Origin of the sequence: Arenibacter sp. S6351L, assembly GCF_023016025.1 — a bacterium.
GTDB classification, from domain to species: Bacteria; Bacteroidota; Bacteroidia; order Flavobacteriales; family Flavobacteriaceae; genus Arenibacter; species Arenibacter algicola_B.
Genome location: NZ_JALKBB010000005.1, coordinates 220,195 through 237,428, shown reverse-complemented (window position 1 = coordinate 237,428; position 17,234 = coordinate 220,195). Strand labels below are relative to the sequence as shown.

The window sequence follows — 17,234 nt, the reverse complement described above, 5'->3', positions numbered from 1 at the left end:
TGTGAGTCGAAATAGGTCACCTTTTCTCCTCTGGTTGTTCAGTAACTTTTATCTGATTAAACATCTATAAATTTAATAATGCTAATCTAATAGCGTAGTCGAAACCTCATTTTAACATTATAAGTGTCCAACACCTCTCGACTCCGCTCGAGGGGACCATATCTGAGACCTAAAGCATTGCATTAATTCCCCCACATACGTGCCCACAGGGCCAAAAGGAGCTTTTTGGCATCCCTTTTTAATTTTGGACTTTCCTCTACCAACAGCTCCCCATCCTTGGGAACCAACTTATAATTAAAGGCAAATTGCTGCTCCTTGGGATCCAAACTCATCAACCCGAATCGCAGGTCATTAAAAAACAACTGCCCGTTTACCTCATTAATCGTATACCAACCTTCAGTAATTTTTTTCAGCCGTTGAATCTTATCACTTTGGGCCAAGCCACCCAACAATTCGTGGTTTTTTGGATACCGACTGAACAGAACTGGCTTATTATCGAAAAAAGAGTAGTTCCCAATGAGGTAGGCATCCCCCGCATCCACATTGGCAGACCAAAGAACAGTATTAAATGGAGAAGGCCTAGTATCTATTTCCGTATAAGCTATTCCCTGTGCGTCCAAACTATCGGTAATCTTTTTATAAGCCACTCCTTTGAGCACCAAGCTAAGTCCCAAATATAAACTACTAATGGTCAACCCCCACATATTATAACGCCACCGCAGCGCTAGATTGCGCTTTTGGCGCATAGCCAGAATAAGGAACAGCAAAAAGGGCAAGGTGTACAAGGGATCAATAACGAAGATGTTCTGAAAAGCTACCCTAAGATCAAATGGCCAAAAAAGTTGGGTCCCCCACGTGGTAAAGGCATCTAAAATGGGATGGGTAAAAAGTCCCCAAAAGAACAACCATGACCATTCCTTCCATGTGGCAGGCCCCTTCCGTTCCAATTTAAAAACTAACCAACCGAAGATAGGGGCAAAAATTATGGAAAAGAAGATAGAGTGGGTAAACCCTCTATGCCATTCTATAGCGGTAACAGTATCGGTAACATAATTGGCCAAAACATCCAAGTCGGGTATGGTCCCGGCAATAGCTCCGTAAAGCATGGCTTTATTGCCTACTTTCTTACCTAAAACCGCTTCTCCCACTGCGGCACCCAGTACTATCTGTGTTAGCGAATCCATCCTGATTATTTATTCAAAAGAGCTATGCCCTCATTTCGTCGAAGGGTACTGAAAATTCACAATTTCCTACCTAAACCATAGTGGTTATTCCACTATTTCCATCTTTTTTAACAAGAAAGATGCATTCATATTTTTACAAACCCCTGTTTTAAAGGTGTAATCGAAATTAAGTTCATTATTAATGATCTCGGCATCAAAATAATAATTCTTAACCTGGGGCAACTCCTCTGAAACTTCACATAAACTTAAATCATGGGTCGCAATAATCCCGGTAGATTTTGAGGCCACCAACTTTTCAACAAACTTCCGTGAGCCAATAGCCTTATCCATACTGTTGGTCCCTTTCAGGATTTCATCCAAAACAATAAAATATTTGTCCTTCTGTATTTCATCCACGATAAACTTCAACCGCTTCAATTCGGAAAAGAAATAAGATTCATCATCCGTAAGGGAATCAGTAGTCCGCATGCTGGTTATTAATTTAATAGGGGAATATTCCGAAGATTGGGCGCATATAGGAAGTCCTACGTTGGCCATGACAATTTGCAGGGAAACCGTTCGTAAAAAGGTACTTTTCCCGGCCATATTGGCTCCGGTGACAATAAAAAACTGTTCCTTAAGGATCGTTATATCATTGGGAACCGCTTTTTGGGGATCCAATAAAGGATGTGATGCCTTCACCGATTTCAGGACAATCTCGTTTTTCACCAACTTCGGATAGCTATAGCTGGGGTGATTATGGGCAAAATTCCCCAAACTATTAAAGGCATCAAAAAAGGCTATGGCGTTAAACCATTGTTCCACCTTTGGCCCGTGCTGGCCTATCCACCGTTCTATCCTGTACGCCTGTAACAAATCCCAAAGAAAAAATCCGTTCCCCAACAAGGCAAAAAACATATTGTTCCTTTGGTCCAAGGCACCGAGAATTTCAGAGAATTCCTTTAAAACTTTTGAGGCCAACTCTTTCTGGGAGACCACAGAATTCCTCTTTTCCCTTAAAAGATCGGAGGTAAATTCCTGTTCCTCTATTTTTAGAATCAATTTTTGATATTGCTGAAAGGTACTTTGTAACCTATTGGCATCCGAAGCCAATTTAGAAGTGCTTTTTAGGTAAAAACCACTCAATAACAAACCCGCCAATAGTATTATGAAAATTGGGTAACCGGGTAATAGCCCAAACAAGTATCCTCCAATTAAAATCAGGGAAACCAAAGAAAAAGCATAGGACACAAAACGCATTACCTTGGGAACGTATGCCTTATAGCCAGAAAGCCATGAAACTATGGTTTTGGTGGTAGTATCCGTTTTTACCAGGATAGCAATTGCAGAAAATTCCTGTCTCCAATCGGGTAATTTGGATAATTCTTCCACAGCCTTCTGCTTGTCGGCAATATTGGCCAAGTTATTGGACAATAGCATCTCCGCCAACATATCGCTACCTTGGAGCAAGGCGGTACGATTACTATATTGATAGTAAGACCCTTTTCCGAACAGGTCAATGTCCTGGGCAAAAAAATGGGTGGGATCCTTATATTCCGAACCATCGGGAAGGTGATGAAAATTGCGTTCCAACACCTTAATTTCCGTTTCATTTATTTTTATTAGGGCCAAAAGTTTGTCCCTCCTGTACTGTAAATCCGTATGTTTGGAAACCAAAAATAAAAATAGGCCTATGGCAACTATGACTGTTCCCAAGACCAATTTGGTATCCCCAAAAAAAAGGTAGGTCAAGCCGGCCGCGAAAACAAAAACGATCAATCTGATGGTACTGGATAAGGCCAGTTGTCTTTTTACCTGCCCCAACAATCCGGTATGCAGTTCAACTCTGTGTCTATAAAATGTTTTTAGGTTATCCATTTAGGAATTTGAAATGTAATTTATGCAAATGTAGTTAATCCAAAGCCTTAAGTTGGGCCTGTAACTTTTTTGTTAGACCGGCAACTACCAGTTCGTAGGAATGGTCTATCAATTCCTGGACAAAAGTAGGCGCCAAAGACTCCAAATAAAGGGTATTCCAATGTACTTTGCTCATATGGTACCCAGCTGTGATTTTTCCATCGTATGTTTCCCGCAATTCAATGGCCCTTTCCGGATCGCATTTCAAATTGGCTTGGGATGGGATACGCTCCAGAGGCACTAGGGCAAACATTTTGCCCATTACCTTGAATACCAAGGTGGCGGCATCAAAGGGGAATTCTTCCGTAACCCCTTTTTTAATAATACAATGCTCCCTAAATTCCTCTATATTCATAATATCGGTTCTAATGCATCACCAATGTGCCAGCACTTTTAGACTTTCCCATGTTACCCTGCATTTAAGTACTTCCTGATCACCAATGTCGTTTCCTACCACGGTTTCACCATTAACTCCTCCCAAACGCTCATAAAAGGCCATTGCGCTGGCATTGTTCTTCAACACCCATAAATACAATTTTCCTTCGGGATTATTCTTCAGTGCTTCCTGGGCCACCAAGCTTATCAAATGTCTGCCAATTCCCTTTCCCTTGACCTTCGCCAATACGTGCAAATTATCCAATAAGGTGCCGTATTCGGCATCACCCTCTAGAAAGGCACAGGCAAATCCACAGATTTCCCCATCCTGTTCTGCAACCAAAACGAATTGATTAGGAGAGGGATTGCTTAGTCTATCTTTCCAAACCTCTTTTCTTTCCGAAGCAGCTTCAACATCCAAAAAATGATCACTAAAATCACCTCTGTAATGTTGTTGCCAACTTTTTACGTGCAATTTGGCGATTTCCAAATAATCCCCGGCATTGGCCTGCCTATAAGTCAACATAACATAGAACTAAATCCCTTGGGAGTCGTACACGATAACCTTAGACCATAAATTGCTGGATTCCGCCACAAATAGGTTATGGGCTTCTTCTGTCTGATATTTTGCCTGTGCATCTGCCGATTCAAAGGAAACCACCAAGGAATAGGTAAAGGAACCATCCACAACATCACGGGTGGCCTTTGGCGGTACGCCCACAAAGTTGGTCTTGGCGTATTTGGAATCCCTCATAAATTTTAAGATGGACGTCTCAAAGGCCTTCCTATCCTCAACGCTGTCGGGATTCTTCAACCAAAAAAAAACGGTGTGCACAAAATTGGAATCAAAGTTCTTCATATCTTCTTTGTTTTGACCATAACTGGCTACGGTCATTGTTAAAAATAATACAGTATAAAATAAAGTTTTCATTATAAATTTTGTTTTCAAAGTCCCACCAAAAATATGCCCCATAGAGACCATCCCATCATTTCGCTAAAATAAATAAAATTGATTCCAAATCGGGATTATGTAAAAAAGGAAATTATTTCTCCAATAAGTCCTTTTTTCGGTTGTTCATTTCCAGGGCAGAATAGTCCAGTTTCCAACCTATGGTCTCCACAATCTTCTCGACTAAAAGTACAGCCTCCAAAGCCTCTTTATTTGCGGTATCCATTAAACCACTTTGAGGAATCTTATCCCTTATGTGTTGTTTTGCCTCCATATTCAAGGAGGTAAGGTCCGTTGGGGTAAAGGAGTTGAAAAGTCCGTTTTGTATATCGTAAAACTGTAGTTCCGGGGAAATGGACAGAATTTCAGGTTGAGGAAAATTGGTAAGTATTATTCTTTTTTTATCGTTATCGGCATACATCTGCAACTTCTTTAGATCAAAACCAATGTGCGCCTTGGCATTAATAATGATCAAGGCCTTCTTTTTGCTGCTTACCAAGCTAAGAAAACGCTCTTTGGTATTTTCATACCGATAAATTTCGGCAAAATCGCCCTCCACGGTGATTAATTTGCAAACGCTTTTTATCTTATCCAATAAAATGGCCGACTGATGTTCCGTGAGTTCCTTACTCCTCTTTTTACGAAAAAAAGAAAACACCCAGTACATTGCAATGGCCCCGAGAATGAGGCCCAAAAAAAGTTCCAATATATCACTCATTTGCCTTACCTATTTCACCTAAGTGGGTGTATTTAAACCCCTTGTTATATTTAAGCCCATAACCAAATATCCTGTCCATGGAAGCATGGGAAAACAGGATAATCCCTATTAACTGACACAAAGGTAATGAAAGATAAATCCCGAGAAAATAAATAGCGATGGCCAAACCCTTATGATGGAATATATTATATCCGATAGCACCAATCTTATTTCCCATAATATAGCCAAGCATCCCTATATCTGGCGCCAAAATTAGCCCAACAAACCACCACCAGCTATAATCCAACAAACTAAAGAGATATAATCCCAGACAGAACATTAGTAATTCCTCACTTTTTAAAAGTAACCGCATACCCCCTAATTATTATTCCTCTATTAAATATAAAACAGGCCTACTGGGGCTGGCATCATTTTCAAATGAAGCCAATTGAAGATTCAAAAAGTACTTCCCATCCTTGATGGAATTTGCCACAAAAACAAACTCGGTTATCGTAGCGTGCAACCGCCGTTTTCCATCGTAATTCCAAAAGGTTTTATGGGCCAAAAGGGCTCCGTTATCCTTTTCCTTGTCCACGGAAGGAAGATCTATCAACAAATGCTCCACCCCCTTGTCCACCAACAATTGTGCTGCCGATTCCAATAAATACGGGGGGTTGGTATTGGCATATTGCCTAGTCATTTTGTCCCTAAGGTTAGGGATGGTCCGAATGACCACTGCCTCCCTATTTTTATTGCCCAAGGCATATTGCAATTGCTTTTTAGAAATCACAAAATCGCCATTAATCTTTTCCGGAGCTATGGTAATGACCTCTGTCATAAAAAAGAATTTGGAAAGGCTTTTATTTACGGAATAGAACTCTTCCGTTATATGACCAATACATTCGGTATGTGTACCATGGGCATGAGGATTAAAACTAATATCGTTAAAATTGGTGGAAGCCCCTTCTGTGATCTTCCCTATAAATTCCCCTTCCGTATGCGGCTCTATTTTTGGAGGATCTACATACCATGCATTTACATTGGTACTCTTTCCAGTAATGGGAATAGAGATATCCAAAGGCTTGGACAGATCTATTGTATATTTTTTAGTATTGTGTTTTATAATGGTTTTCATGTATGCTGAACTTGTTATTCGTGCTCAGGACAAGTTAACCAAAAATAAATCGGCAGCAATCCCATCACTTAAAAATTTGCCTTTTTTAGAGACCAATAAATGATCCTTCTCAATATAAAGTAATCCGTCCTCTATTTTTTTTTGAGCCTGTTGCGTCAAATAGGCATAAAACTTCTGACCAAACTCGGTTTTGATTCGCTCCAGGGATACACCCCAAATGGTCCGTAAACCAGTCATGACATATTCGTTGTAACGATCTGTTATGGACAACACCTCAGTTTCCATGGGCAGCTCGTTCTGGGCAATCACTTTTATATATTTTGCATTGTTATTAATATTCCAACCTCTTCTAAGCCCGTCATAGGAATGTGCAGACGGACCTATTCCCAAATATTTTTTTCCTTGCCAATAAGCGGTGTTATTACGGGAGAAATATCCAGGTTTCCCAAAATTAGAAATCTCATAATTTACAAATCCGGCTTCTGCCAATTTCTGGACCAAAATATGGAAATGTGCTTCTGCCAATTCATCATCCACGGGTGGGATAAGTCCTTTGTCTATAAATGTTTTTAGGGCGGTTTTAGGTTCTACGGTAAGGGCATAGCTGGAAATGTGCGGCACCCCAAAAACCAAGGCCTTTTCTATGTTGGAAATCCATCTTTCATTGGTCATTCCGGGAATGCCATAAATAAGATCGATGGAAATATTATCAAAATACAACTTTGCCATAGCAATACATGCTGCAGCTTCTTGGGCATTATGTGCCCTGTTCATCATTTTCAAATCCTCCTCAAAAAAGGATTGTATACCGATACTCAGCCTATTGATGGGTGATTTGGCCAATTCCTCTATCTTTTCTTTCGACAGATCATCCGGATTGGCCTCCAAGGTTATCTCAGGATCAGCTACTACGGTATAATTACTATAAACTGCCCCGATTATCAGGTCTATTTCGGCCGTATCCAATACCGATGGCGTTCCGCCCCCAAAGTAAATGGTCTGTACCACCTCATCCTTAAATTCTTCCTTTCTAAGAACCAGTTCCTTAATCAGCGCCGATATCATTGCCTCCTTCTTCCCCATATTGGTGGAAAAATGAAAATCGCAATAATGGCACGCCTGCTTGCAAAAAGGAATATGTATGTAAATGCCGCTCATTTTTTCAGTGGTCAGTGGTCAGTGGTCAGTGGTCAGTGGTCAGTGGTCAGTGGTCAGTGGTCAGTGGTCAGTAAAATTAACCTATTTGGAACCAAACTTATCGGGGTTATTGATCATAAAATAAATTAGCATCCCAATTTCCTGACTTTCACTTACCATCTCATCGAATATTTCCTTTTTTATATATTGGCATTCCATGGCATATTCCATCCATACTAGGGTTTCTAAATTCTCAGCATCGCTAGCGGTTAATTTATTGATGAAATATTTAGGATAAAGTCGCTTAGCATAAGATTCGGCAATATTAGCTGAAACACTTCTGGAAGATCTTCTTATTTGATCGGTCAAGGAATACCTTTCTTCTTTTGGAAAGGATTTGGAAATTTCATAAATCCTCATTGCCAAGGCAAAAGATTTTTTATAGGCCAATAAATCTTGAAATCTCATAACTACTGATTATTGTTCAATACATCAAAAATAAGTCTTCGAATTAATTGGCAAATAGGTCTGATCAGAATTTTAACTGTTGGCTCTTACCATACTGTTTACTCATTACTGATTACTGTTCACTATATATCGGCTAAAGGATTACTATCTGTTCCCATACAAAGTATTGGTAATTGGTAATTGATTATTGTTTCTTGATTTTGTCACCGTTCTGTTTCACAAAAGCATCCCAACCACTATAGCTTTTGCCAACTTCTATTCGGCCTTCGTTATAAAAATGGCATACGGCAGCGGCCAGGCCATCCGTACTGTCCAGGTTTTTGGGGAGCGACTTTAAACTCAGTACGCTTTGAAGCATTTTGGCCACCTGTTCCTTACTGGCGTTTCCGTTCCCGGTAATGGCCATTTTAATCTTTTTCGGCAGGTATTCCGTTATGGGGATCTGGCGCGATAAGCCAGCGGCCATGGCAACCCCCTGTGCCCTGCCCAGTTTGAGCATGGATTGAACGTTCTTACCAAAGAAAGGTGCTTCAATAGCTATTTCGTCCGGGTGATAGGTGTCGATGAGTTCTATGGTGCGTTCAAAAATTAGTTTTAGCTTGGTATAGGGGTCATTGTATTTTTGAAGCAGGAGCTCGTTCATTTGAACAAACTCCATTTTCTTATTCACCACCTTAATTAGGCCGAAGCCCATGATTGTAGTTCCAGGATCAATACCCAATATTATCTTTTCGTGTGCCAAGGAAGAAGCTATTTAATTTTTAGTGATTTTATTTATTTAGAATTCACAATAATAGGAATCCTAAATTTGGAGGATACGGGCACACCTCGTTTTAAGGCGGGCGATAAATGGGGCAGTCCTTTTAGACTTTGGGTGATAATACTGCGAAATTCCGGAATCTGATTTTCAATATCCTCATTGCGCTGTACTTCCAAAACGGATATTTCCCCTTTGTAGTCCACCAGAAAATCTACGTAAATATTGGTATTGACATCGGACACGAACTGAAATTCAAAATCCTCCAAAGTCTCCGTATATTGTTCCAAAAGGGTATTCTGAAAACAATCCAATTGTCCCGCTTTATCCATCATTTCATCACAATTGTCAAATAGTGGATAACGATCTACCTCATTAAAATTTATATTGCGCATTTCCTCGTTTACCAATTCTTGGGTTCTTTCTTCCTTGGAAGTAAACCAGTCGCAAGAGGTAAAAAGACAAAAACAAGCCAAAACCGCAACTTTCCTCATGTATGCCAGATTCTGGGCGGAAATTACAATTTTTTGATCAATTTAAGGGGTGTAGCCGTCAATTTCCTGTTGAATAATCTTAACCTATGGGCTACAATTTTCAAGAAATATCCTTACCAACAGCACAGTGGTTACCTTAAAGAAACATATAGTAATGTTTACTTATTGGTAATATGGTATTTCTGTTGATCCGTAAGGACAAGCATAGTAGTGGGCAATCCTTTGTACTGAAAAGTTAAGACCTCTCCTTTTTGGGCTTCAATCTCAATTATCCCATTAAAGTCTGTAACCACAACCTCATTTTTTCCTTGTACGGAAACATTTACCCCTGGCAACCCTTTGGTTCCATCGGTAACCATACATCGAAGATACTCCTTACCACCAACCTTTTTAACATTTGCCATTACGGACATCGTATTCGAAACTGACATTAATTCTGGGGATTGCGACGACTCATTTTCTTCAGGCCCTTGAAGCTTAAAGGTAATCGGAATCGAAAAAGGTACCCGTACTTTTTCACCACGGTGTTCCCCAGGGGTCATTTGCGGCAACAAAGAAATAATTCGGGCCGCCTCATCTTCCAATAATTTGTCCGGACCGCGTAACCTAACATTACCAATGCTTCCATCTTCCTGAATAATGAACAGCACATTTACCCGTCCCTGAATGCCAATTTCCTGGGCTTGTTCGGGATATCTAAAATTCTTTCCAATATGCCTCTGCAACATTTGATTAAAACAGGCTCTCATATCCCCTGCATCCTCGCAACCTGGGTAGACTGGAACTTTGTCTATAATGGCGAAGGCCACATCCACAGTTCCATCATCATTTTCCTTTGTACCAAATTCATCTCGTCGCTGCAGTTTAAATGTGATTGAGGTGGAATACGCTACTCGCACTTTTTTTCCTTTGTGTTCCCCAGGGGCCATTTGTGGTAACAGTGAAATAATTCGCGCTGCCTCTGCTTCCAAAATTTTATCCGGGGAGCGCATGCGAACATTCCCTATACTTCCGTCTTTTTGAATAACGAACATAATATTCACCCTCCCTTGTATACCTTTTTCCTGAGCTTCTTGGGGGTATCTAAAATTCTTAGCAATATGTTTCTGCATTTGTTGTTGAAAACAGGCCCTCATATTTTCCGCGTCTTCACAACCGGGAAAAATTGGAACCTTTTCTACTTGAGAAAAAGGAACATCAACATCGCCTTGATTAGGATTACTAAGTTGAGGCAATTTGATGTTTTTTATTAACTGTGCATCGCCAGTAGCTTGTTCTTCCTCAGAAATTCCATTTTCTTTGGCCTCCATGGAAGTGTACACCAACATTCCCACTACCAACGGCACCAACAATAAATATTTTAGCTGCCAAACTCTTTTTGATTTTGATTTTTGTAACATGACGATTCGTTTTTTGACTAATGATGATTTAAAAAATTGATTGATGAAAGAAATATGTTGGGTCTGAAAGACCTGTGACAACAGCAATTGATACTGCTCCGCCTTATGGGTCTTGGCCACTTTTGCATCGGCGATGAACTCGTGCAATTCGGAAACCCTGTTTTGATAAACGTAGATCAAGGGGTTGAACCAGCCTATTATGCGCATCAGTTCAAAGAACAAAAGGTCCCAACTATGCCTTTGTTCTATATGTACCAGCTCGTGCTGAATAATGCTTTTATGTTCCTTTTCCAACACTTGGTCGCCCAAAAAAATCGACCTAAAAAAGGAAAAGGCAATACTACTGTTTCTTACCACTACCCTAGTAAAATCTCTAAAATAGCGGATTTCACCTTGACGTTTTAGTCGGTTTATCTGGTATAGTTTATAAGCAAAAAGGAAGGCAGCAATTAACATTCCGCCATAAAATATTATTTCGGTTGCAGAAAGATCAAATGAAGGAGAATTTTCAGGAGCAACAATCACCCCTTCGGACATATCCGTTCCCCATAAATACTCGGGATATATAAAATATTCGGAAGACACCTTAGTCTTCAAAGCTTCGACCTTTATCCAGGGCAGTAAAAGGGATAATACAAATGTCCCCATCAGGTATGCCCTGTTCCATTGAAAAAAGGTCTCCCGTTTTAGGAACAGATCGTAAACGATCAAAAACAATAACTGGAAGGCCATACATTCTAGAATATACTGTATCATTCCTTTTCCTTTTTAATGTCCTTGAGTATTGATTCCAATTCTGAAAGGCTCATATCATTCTTTTTCATAAAGAAGGATACCATACTTTTAAACGAGCCCTGGAAATAGCCATCCACCAATTTGTTGATGGACTGGTTGCCGTAATCCGATTTCTTGATCAGCGGAAAATAAAGATAGCCCCTGCCCTCTTGCTCGTGATCTACAAAACCTTTGCTCTCCAAGATGCGTACAATGGTGGAAACTGTATTGTACGCCGGTTTGGGCTCCGGCAATTCATCTATGATTGCGGCCACATTACATTTCTGCAACTGCCATAATACCTGCATTACTTCCTCCTCTGCTTTGGTCAACTGTTTCATCTGTCGATTTTATAATTTTTTCGTGTCCCCAACCACTATTTAACTAACTTTTTAGTTGAAGGCTATAACAAATATAACTAAAAAATTAGTTTAAACTAATTTTTTAGTTAAAAATTGTTGTGAAGCTATTGTATCTTAAAAGCAATTGCGAGCGTCAAGCTCTTACTGGATTTTTTTTAATCTGAATTCTAAGTAGGCACGAGCGTGACGCTCGCGCCAGCGACGAGGTATGGCTACGAAGCATTCTCTTCATTACTCGGAATAGTCTGCGTTTCTCACCCCTTCCGGCTTCTCCTTTGTCGAAGCCACCTTCCCCTGATTAGGGGAAGGAGCATTTTTTAAGCATTTCATTGTGTGACATAAAACCATAAGTATAATCATTGTAAGCTCCTTCCCTTGGACAAAACCTGTCCCGCGTTTTCCGCGGGAGGACAAGGTGGATTCTCGGCTAGCAGCCGAGGAGACGGAAGGGATTGTAAGCCCAAGTCCTTGGAAAAGCACATAATTTCCAATTGACAACTTAGGTTTGGATCGTCACTGAAATTGCCTCATGTCGAAGTGACTAGAACCAGTCCTTTCCCATCCATGTAACAAATCCTTCCTATCTTCGTCAAACTAAGCGTTCAAAAGATTCCTATGGATATTGCATTGTTGATTATCGGGTTCATTTTAATGTTCGTTGGCGTATTGGGAAGTTTTCTACCGGTACTTCCGGGAACGCCTATAAGTTGGGTAGGCCTGCTCCTCCTCTATCTTACCAAAGCCATTCCCGATGACTGGACCTTCCTGGGCATCACATTTACCATCGCCATTGTGGTCTTTGCCCTGGACTACATCATTCCGGTTTGGGGAACCAAAAAATTCGGAGGAAGCAAATGGGGTATGATAGGAACTACCATTGGACTTTTAATAGCCTTAATATTTCCTGTTCTTGGATTTTTTGGAATAATAATCTGGCCTTTTTTGGGGGCTTTGGCCGGGGAACTAATCAACAAAGCCGATCAAAAAACGGCCCTAAAGGCCGCCTTTGGTTCTTTTTTAGGCTTTTTAACCGGTACCTTCCTGAAATTTATGGTCACCATAATCTATTTAGGCCTATTTATATATAAAGCTTGGGAATATAAATCGGACTTATTTCCCTTTTTTAATTAACCGGGATTATTACATCCAGGTAACTTTTTCCTGCCACGGGCCTTTGCTGACCACGGGGATTTCTTCGTCATAATAGCCCATATAGAAAAATCCTAGGCATACCTCTCCTGAGTTCAGCTCAAAAAAGTCGTCCATATATTTAATCAGGCCGGGAGAGCTCCAATAGCTACCTATACCCATCTCGGTACAACAAAGCCACATATTTTGAACTGCCATGGCCGTTGCAGCCACCTCTTCCCATTCGGGCAAACTTTCTAGGGGGTCGCGTTGCATACAAATGGCTATTACAACCGCAGCATTTTTTGGATTTTGTATCAACTTTTCTACCTTGAACTGCTTTGGCTTGGGGTCGGTTTCCATATACTTCAAAGACAGAAACAAACCCAACTTTTCCTTTGTCTCTCCCTGTAGTACTTTAAAACGCCAAGGTTCCGTTTTCTTATGGGTTGGCGCAAAGTTGGCGGCCTCCAACACCTTTTCAATGTTCTCCTTACTTATGGGTTTATCATTATATTGGGCAGGAAAAACAGACCTACGCCTCTTAATTATATCAAAAATCATAATCTCTCAATTTAAATATTACAAGCTAAAGTTTTTAAATCACTTATTCTGATTGCTTCAACAACAAATTAATACAATGTCGCAAGGCAGGGTTCCTGTTATCCTCCTTCCAACACACTGAAAGCACTGCCCTTTGTGGAATATTCTTAAGCTCAATAAATTTCACCTTCATCTGAAACCCGTACTGTAAGGAAGTGGGTATTATGGCTATCCCCAAATTATTCTCCACCAGCTTAAAAATGGTCTGGGCATGTACCGATTTATGGGAAACCTTGGGGGTAAAACCGGCATCCTCACAAATGCTCATAACTGTATCGAAGTACAACGGACTATAATCTTGGGCGAACAAAATAAAATTCTCTGCCGCCAATTGCCCTACATCCGTAAATTCCCTAGTCAATAACGGATATAATTCCGGTAAGACAACAGAAAAAGTGTCGGTATAGACCGGTTGAATATTCAGTCCTTCAGGTACTCTGGCCGTGCGTACAAACCCCATATCCAATTTATCCTTTAAAATGGCATTGACCTGTGCATTATTGGACAATTCCTCCAAATTGGTCTGGATTCCAGGAAATTTATCCTTTAACTTAATTAGGAGATTGGGTATCACTTCTTGCATGGCCGAGCCCAAAAATCCTATCCGAACCTCCCCAAAATTACCATCCCTAATATGCCTCAACTGCTTTTTGGTAACTTCCAAATGGTTCAGGATAAACTCTATTTCACTTTTGAGATATTCCCCCGCAGCCGTAAGGCTTACCTTCTTCTTGGTCCGAACAAAAAGCTTCACCTCCAAAATCTCTTCCATTTGCTTAATCTGTCTACTCAAGCCCGGTTGTGAAATACAAAGCTTTTCCGCCGCTTTTCTATAATGCAATTCTTCGGCCACTGCCAAGAAATAATTGAAATGTCTGAGCTCTAATTGATAACCCATGGTTATTAAGTGTGTATATTAATAGTATTGGTGATTATCAAACATAATCAATAAATTTATATTCATAAAAAATAATCCTATGACTACTTCAAAAAAAATCTTTTTTTTCGGGGAAGATCATTTAACGGCAGGTCTAGCCCTAGGCCTTACTAGGGGAACGATCCAAGGACAAATCTCAGAAAAAGCAAGAAAAAAAATTCGGGCCAGTTATGAAGTCGTGGCACGTATTGTGGAAATGGGCAAACCTGTTTACGGAATCAATACCGGATTTGGCCCCTTGTGTACCACCAAGATTTCCAAATCCGAAACCAAAATATTACAAAACAATATACTTCAAAGCCATAGTGTAGGGGTTGGACAGCCTATCGCAACCGAAATGGCCAAATTAATGCTCGTGCTAAAGGCCCATTCCCTTGCCAAAGGTTTTTCCGGCATTGCAGAAGCCACCCTGGACCGAATAATATGGCACATAGACAATGATGCTATTCCAATAGTACCCTCCCAAGGTTCAGTAGGAGCTTCCGGTGACCTTGCTCCCTTATCCCATTTATTTTTACCGCTAATAGGATTGGGAAGAGTCAGGTATATAAGAAAATTGATCTCCACAGATCAACTTCATAGAATTTATGGCCTTGAACCCTTGGAATTAGGTCCAAAAGAAGGCCTGGCCCTAATTAACGGCACCCAATTTATTGCTGCCCATGCCGTAATGGCCATAGACAAAATGCACGCTTGCCTTACCCATGCCGACATTATTGGGGCCATGATGATTGAAGGATTACAGGGTAGTGTAAAACCATTTTATAATGAGTTGCACAAACTACGGCCCTTTAAAGGCAATGGCCATGTAGCTTCAAGAATCCGTTTCCTATTGGAAGATTCAGAAATTATGCAGGACCACATAGATTGTGAACGGGTACAGGACCCCTATTCCCTAAGATGTATTCCCCAAGTACACGGGGCCTCCAGAAACGCCTGGTTGCATTTGAAGGAATTGTTGGAGATAGAATTGAACTCGGTCACGGACAACCCTATCATTATTAATGAGGAATTAACGATTAGTGGGGGCAATTTTCATGGACAACCATTGGCAATGGCGCTGGACTACGCATGCTTGGCCGCTTCAGAGCTTGGAAACATCTCGGACCGCCGTATTTATTTGGCCCTGGAAGGCAACAGTCCCGGGGTGCCCAAATTGTTGATGAAAGATACCGGAATCAATTCGGGCTATATGATTCTTCAATACACTACTGCGGCTTTGGCCAGTGAAAATAAAGGCTTGTGTTTCCCTGCCAGTGCGGATAGCATCCCTACTTCCCTAGGCCAGGAAGACCATGTAAGCATGGGATCCATCAGCGGCAGAAAGGCCCTTCAGGTATTGGAAAATGTAGAGAAAATATTGGCCATTGAACTCCTCACCGCAGCTCAGGCTTTTGAATTTAGAAAGCCTATGAAATCCGGAGTATTGTTGGATGAAGTCCACAAAACTATTCGCAAAAAAGTGGCCTTTGCGGATAAAGACAGGGTGTTTTCCGATGATATTGAAAAAGGAATCGAAATGATCAAGGACCGCACCATAATACTTTCGGTAGAAAAAACAATGAAACGCCACAATCTAAAAATGGAAAGTCCATTCGAAGAGGAATTTGAAAAATATTAAACTACAGCGAACCCATCAACAACAATCTGCATACTATAGACCTTAGACAAACATGAAAAAATATACCCTTATAGGCCCCTTTAAACAAATCTTGACCATGGCAGGTTTACCGCTAAAAGGAGCCCTATCGGACGAGCAATTGCCAATTTTGGAAAATGGGGGTATTATTATGGTAGATGAAAAAATTCACGCCGTAGGATCTTATCCTGAAATTCAGACGGAAGCAAACCGCCTAAATGCCGAAAACATCCATATTCAAACCAATATGGTGTGCCTACCCGGCTTAATAGATGCCCATACCCATATTTGCTTTGGAGGGAGCAGGGCCAATGACTATGCCCTTCGCAATTCAGGAAAAACCTATCTAGAAATTGCCAAAGCTGGTGGTGGAATATGGGACACCGTAACAGAGACAAGAAAAGCCGCAACTTCCTCCCTAATAGCAGGTGTCAAAACAAGAGCGGACAGACATTTGACCCGTGGAGTGACTACCATAGAAGTGAAAAGCGGCTACGGACTTTCGGTACAGGAGGAACTAAAAATGCTAAGGGCCATTGCATTGGCCAACGAACAATGCCAGTCCGACCTGATTCCTACCTGTTTGGCAGCCCATATGGTTCCAAAAGATTATAATGGCACGGCAGATGACTATCTACTGGAAATAAGCACTTCACTATTTCCGATTTTAAAGAAAGAAAACTTATCCCATAGAATTGATGCCTTTGTGGAAGAAGGGGCCTTTTCCCCAGCTTCAATTGCGGCATATTTTGACATGGCCAAGGCCATGGGGTTCGATATCACCGTGCACGCCGATCAATTTTCTACAGGTGGAAGTGCCGTAGCTGTAAAATATGATGCTATCAGTGCCGATCATCTGGAAGCCAGTACAGAAAAAGAAATTCAGCTTTTGGCTAAAAGCAATGTAGTGGCCACTGCCTTGCCGGGCGCCTCTATGGGATTGGGCTGCAACTATGCCCCTGCCCGCCGATTGTTAGATGCCGGAGCGGCCTTGGCCATCGCCAGTGATTGGAACCCAGGTTCCGCCCCAATGGGTAATTTGTTGGTTCAGGCAGCCGTGCTCGGTTCCTTTGAAAAACTCACCAATACCGAGGTATTGTCCGGGATTACTTTTAGAGCAGCGACGGCTTTGAACCTAAAGGACCGGGGTACATTAAAAACGGGATTATTGGCAGATCTCGTTGCATTTCCAACCAACGATTACAGGGAGATTTTTTACCAGCAAGGAATGATGCCCCCCTCCCTTGTCTGCAAAAAAGGAAAATTGGTAATGGATATATAATCAAAAAAGACGCGAAC

At 41.1% G+C, this 17,234-nt stretch carries 19 protein-coding genes; 3 read left to right on the top strand and 16 right to left on the bottom strand.

The genetic code is table 11. The annotated features are described in order from the left end of the window. Nucleotides 1–182: 182 nt before the first annotated feature. The 14 genes from MWU82_RS06410 to MWU82_RS06345 form a co-directional block, all read right to left on the bottom strand. A complete protein-coding gene (locus MWU82_RS06410) occupies nt 183–1,184 on the bottom strand; it encodes a metal-dependent hydrolase (protein ID WP_247095724.1) in 1,002 nt (333 codons plus the stop codon). An 84-nt stretch (nt 1,185–1,268) separates the two neighbouring features. Beyond that, nucleotides 1,269–3,041, bottom strand: coding sequence for a DNA mismatch repair protein MutS (locus MWU82_RS06405; protein ID WP_247095723.1), 1,773 nt, complete (start codon nt 3,039–3,041; stop codon nt 1,269–1,271). 34 nt (nt 3,042–3,075) lie between these two features. Next, the gene (locus tag MWU82_RS06400) at nt 3,076–3,435 is read right to left on the bottom strand and encodes an MmcQ/YjbR family DNA-binding protein (RefSeq protein WP_247095721.1); all 360 of its coding nucleotides are present in this window, start codon (nt 3,433–3,435) and stop codon (nt 3,076–3,078) included. Nucleotides 3,436–3,453: 18 nt separating this feature from the next. Then, a complete protein-coding gene (locus MWU82_RS06395) occupies nt 3,454–3,981 on the bottom strand; it encodes a GNAT family N-acetyltransferase (protein ID WP_247095719.1) in 528 nt (175 codons plus the stop codon). 9 nt (nt 3,982–3,990) lie between these two features. After that, nucleotides 3,991–4,386, bottom strand: coding sequence for a Dabb family protein (locus MWU82_RS06390; RefSeq protein ID WP_215947346.1), 396 nt, complete (start codon nt 4,384–4,386; stop codon nt 3,991–3,993). Nucleotides 4,387–4,498: 112 nt separating this feature from the next. Beyond that, nucleotides 4,499–5,122 carry a DUF4230 domain-containing protein gene (locus MWU82_RS06385; RefSeq protein ID WP_215947345.1) on the bottom strand — a complete coding sequence of 208 codons (624 nt, stop codon included), beginning with the start codon at nt 5,120–5,122 and terminating at the stop codon, nt 4,499–4,501. Beyond that, nucleotides 5,115–5,474, bottom strand: coding sequence for a DUF4260 domain-containing protein (locus MWU82_RS06380; RefSeq protein WP_215947344.1), 360 nt, complete (start codon nt 5,472–5,474; stop codon nt 5,115–5,117). Before MWU82_RS06380 ends, MWU82_RS06385 begins: the two co-directional genes overlap by 8 nt. Before the next feature lie 12 nt (nt 5,475–5,486). Next, complete coding sequence (locus MWU82_RS06375) at nt 5,487–6,236, bottom strand: cyclase family protein (protein ID WP_247095718.1); 750 nt, start codon at nt 6,234–6,236, stop codon at nt 5,487–5,489. Nucleotides 6,237–6,260: 24 nt separating this feature from the next. Continuing rightward, nucleotides 6,261–7,394 carry a radical SAM family heme chaperone HemW gene (hemW, locus tag MWU82_RS06370; protein ID WP_247095717.1) on the bottom strand — a complete coding sequence of 378 codons (1,134 nt, stop codon included), beginning with the start codon at nt 7,392–7,394 and terminating at the stop codon, nt 6,261–6,263. A gap of 81 nt (nt 7,395–7,475) precedes the next feature. Further along, nucleotides 7,476–7,841 carry a four helix bundle protein gene (locus MWU82_RS06365; RefSeq protein WP_247095715.1) on the bottom strand — a complete coding sequence of 122 codons (366 nt, stop codon included), beginning with the start codon at nt 7,839–7,841 and terminating at the stop codon, nt 7,476–7,478. A 184-nt stretch (nt 7,842–8,025) separates the two neighbouring features. Then, nucleotides 8,026–8,583: a crossover junction endodeoxyribonuclease RuvC gene (gene ruvC, locus MWU82_RS06360; protein ID WP_247095714.1), complete on the bottom strand. Its 558-nt coding sequence runs from the start codon at nt 8,581–8,583 to the stop codon at nt 8,026–8,028. 32 nt (nt 8,584–8,615) lie between these two features. After that, nucleotides 8,616–9,092 (bottom strand): hypothetical protein, encoded by a 477-nt coding sequence (locus MWU82_RS06355; protein ID WP_215947339.1) that lies wholly within the window; start codon nt 9,090–9,092, stop codon nt 8,616–8,618. Between the two features lie 158 nt (nt 9,093–9,250). After that, nucleotides 9,251–11,248: a TonB family protein gene (locus MWU82_RS06350; protein ID WP_247095712.1), complete on the bottom strand. Its 1,998-nt coding sequence runs from the start codon at nt 11,246–11,248 to the stop codon at nt 9,251–9,253. Next, complete coding sequence (locus MWU82_RS06345) at nt 11,245–11,607, bottom strand: BlaI/MecI/CopY family transcriptional regulator (RefSeq protein WP_031442279.1); 363 nt, start codon at nt 11,605–11,607, stop codon at nt 11,245–11,247. The genes MWU82_RS06350 and MWU82_RS06345 overlap by 4 nt, the downstream gene beginning before the upstream one ends. A 636-nt stretch (nt 11,608–12,243) precedes the next feature. Between MWU82_RS06345 and MWU82_RS06340 the strand changes: the two genes are divergently transcribed. Further along, entirely contained in the window at nt 12,244–12,759 is a 516-nt protein-coding gene (locus tag MWU82_RS06340) for a DUF456 domain-containing protein (RefSeq protein ID WP_247095710.1), read from the top strand. A gap of 9 nt (nt 12,760–12,768) precedes the next feature. On the opposite strand, the gene MWU82_RS06335 is transcribed toward MWU82_RS06340, so the two are convergent. Both MWU82_RS06335 and MWU82_RS06330 read right to left on the bottom strand, forming a co-directional pair. After that, a complete protein-coding gene (locus tag MWU82_RS06335) occupies nt 12,769–13,320 on the bottom strand; it encodes a nitroreductase (RefSeq protein ID WP_215947334.1) in 552 nt (183 codons plus the stop codon). Nucleotides 13,321–13,363: 43 nt separating this feature from the next. Then, nucleotides 13,364–14,257: a LysR family transcriptional regulator gene (locus tag MWU82_RS06330; protein ID WP_247095708.1), complete on the bottom strand. Its 894-nt coding sequence runs from the start codon at nt 14,255–14,257 to the stop codon at nt 13,364–13,366. 79 nt (nt 14,258–14,336) lie between these two features. On the opposite strand from MWU82_RS06330, the gene hutH reads away from it, so the two are divergent. Together hutH and hutI are read left to right on the top strand one after the other, a co-directional pair. After that, entirely contained in the window at nt 14,337–15,917 is a 1,581-nt protein-coding gene (gene hutH / locus MWU82_RS06325) for a histidine ammonia-lyase (protein ID WP_247095706.1), read from the top strand. A 52-nt stretch (nt 15,918–15,969) separates the two neighbouring features. Further along, nucleotides 15,970–17,217, top strand: a complete 1,248-nt coding sequence (hutI, locus tag MWU82_RS06320; RefSeq protein WP_247095705.1) for an imidazolonepropionase — start codon at nt 15,970–15,972, stop codon at nt 17,215–17,217. Nucleotides 17,218–17,234 lie beyond the last annotated feature (17 nt).

What these genes read in the sequence shown, in the direction of transcription:
- MWU82_RS06335 (WP_215947334.1), bottom strand. Translation starts at nt 13,320, where the DNA reads ATGATTTTTGATATAATTAAGAGGCGTAGGTCTGTTTTTCCTGCCCAA.
- hemW (WP_247095717.1), bottom strand. Translation starts at nt 7,394, where the DNA reads ATGAGCGGCATTTACATACATATTCCTTTTTGCAAGCAGGCGTGCCAT.
- hutI (WP_247095705.1), top strand. Translation starts at nt 15,970, where the DNA reads ATGAAAAAATATACCCTTATAGGCCCCTTTAAACAAATCTTGACCATG.
- MWU82_RS06400 (WP_247095721.1), bottom strand. Translation starts at nt 3,435, where the DNA reads ATGAATATAGAGGAATTTAGGGAGCATTGTATTATTAAAAAAGGGGTT.
- MWU82_RS06375 (WP_247095718.1), bottom strand. Translation starts at nt 6,236, where the DNA reads ATGAAAACCATTATAAAACACAATACTAAAAAATATACAATAGATCTG.
- MWU82_RS06355 (WP_215947339.1), bottom strand. Translation starts at nt 9,092, where the DNA reads ATGAGGAAAGTTGCGGTTTTGGCTTGTTTTTGTCTTTTTACCTCTTGC.
- MWU82_RS06390 (WP_215947346.1), bottom strand. Translation starts at nt 4,386, where the DNA reads ATGAAAACTTTATTTTATACTGTATTATTTTTAACAATGACCGTAGCC.
- MWU82_RS06410 (WP_247095724.1), bottom strand. Translation starts at nt 1,184, where the DNA reads ATGGATTCGCTAACACAGATAGTACTGGGTGCCGCAGTGGGAGAAGCG.
- MWU82_RS06345 (WP_031442279.1), bottom strand. Translation starts at nt 11,607, where the DNA reads ATGAAACAGTTGACCAAAGCAGAGGAGGAAGTAATGCAGGTATTATGG.
- MWU82_RS06330 (WP_247095708.1), bottom strand. Translation starts at nt 14,257, where the DNA reads ATGGGTTATCAATTAGAGCTCAGACATTTCAATTATTTCTTGGCAGTG.
- MWU82_RS06395 (WP_247095719.1), bottom strand. Translation starts at nt 3,981, where the DNA reads ATGTTGACTTATAGGCAGGCCAATGCCGGGGATTATTTGGAAATCGCC.
- MWU82_RS06385 (WP_215947345.1), bottom strand. Translation starts at nt 5,122, where the DNA reads ATGAGTGATATATTGGAACTTTTTTTGGGCCTCATTCTCGGGGCCATT.
- MWU82_RS06405 (WP_247095723.1), bottom strand. Translation starts at nt 3,041, where the DNA reads ATGGATAACCTAAAAACATTTTATAGACACAGAGTTGAACTGCATACC.
- MWU82_RS06380 (WP_215947344.1), bottom strand. Translation starts at nt 5,474, where the DNA reads ATGCGGTTACTTTTAAAAAGTGAGGAATTACTAATGTTCTGTCTGGGA.
- MWU82_RS06350 (WP_247095712.1), bottom strand. Translation starts at nt 11,248, where the DNA reads ATGATACAGTATATTCTAGAATGTATGGCCTTCCAGTTATTGTTTTTG.
- MWU82_RS06340 (WP_247095710.1), top strand. Translation starts at nt 12,244, where the DNA reads ATGGATATTGCATTGTTGATTATCGGGTTCATTTTAATGTTCGTTGGC.
- hutH (WP_247095706.1), top strand. Translation starts at nt 14,337, where the DNA reads ATGACTACTTCAAAAAAAATCTTTTTTTTCGGGGAAGATCATTTAACG.
- MWU82_RS06365 (WP_247095715.1), bottom strand. Translation starts at nt 7,841, where the DNA reads ATGAGATTTCAAGATTTATTGGCCTATAAAAAATCTTTTGCCTTGGCA.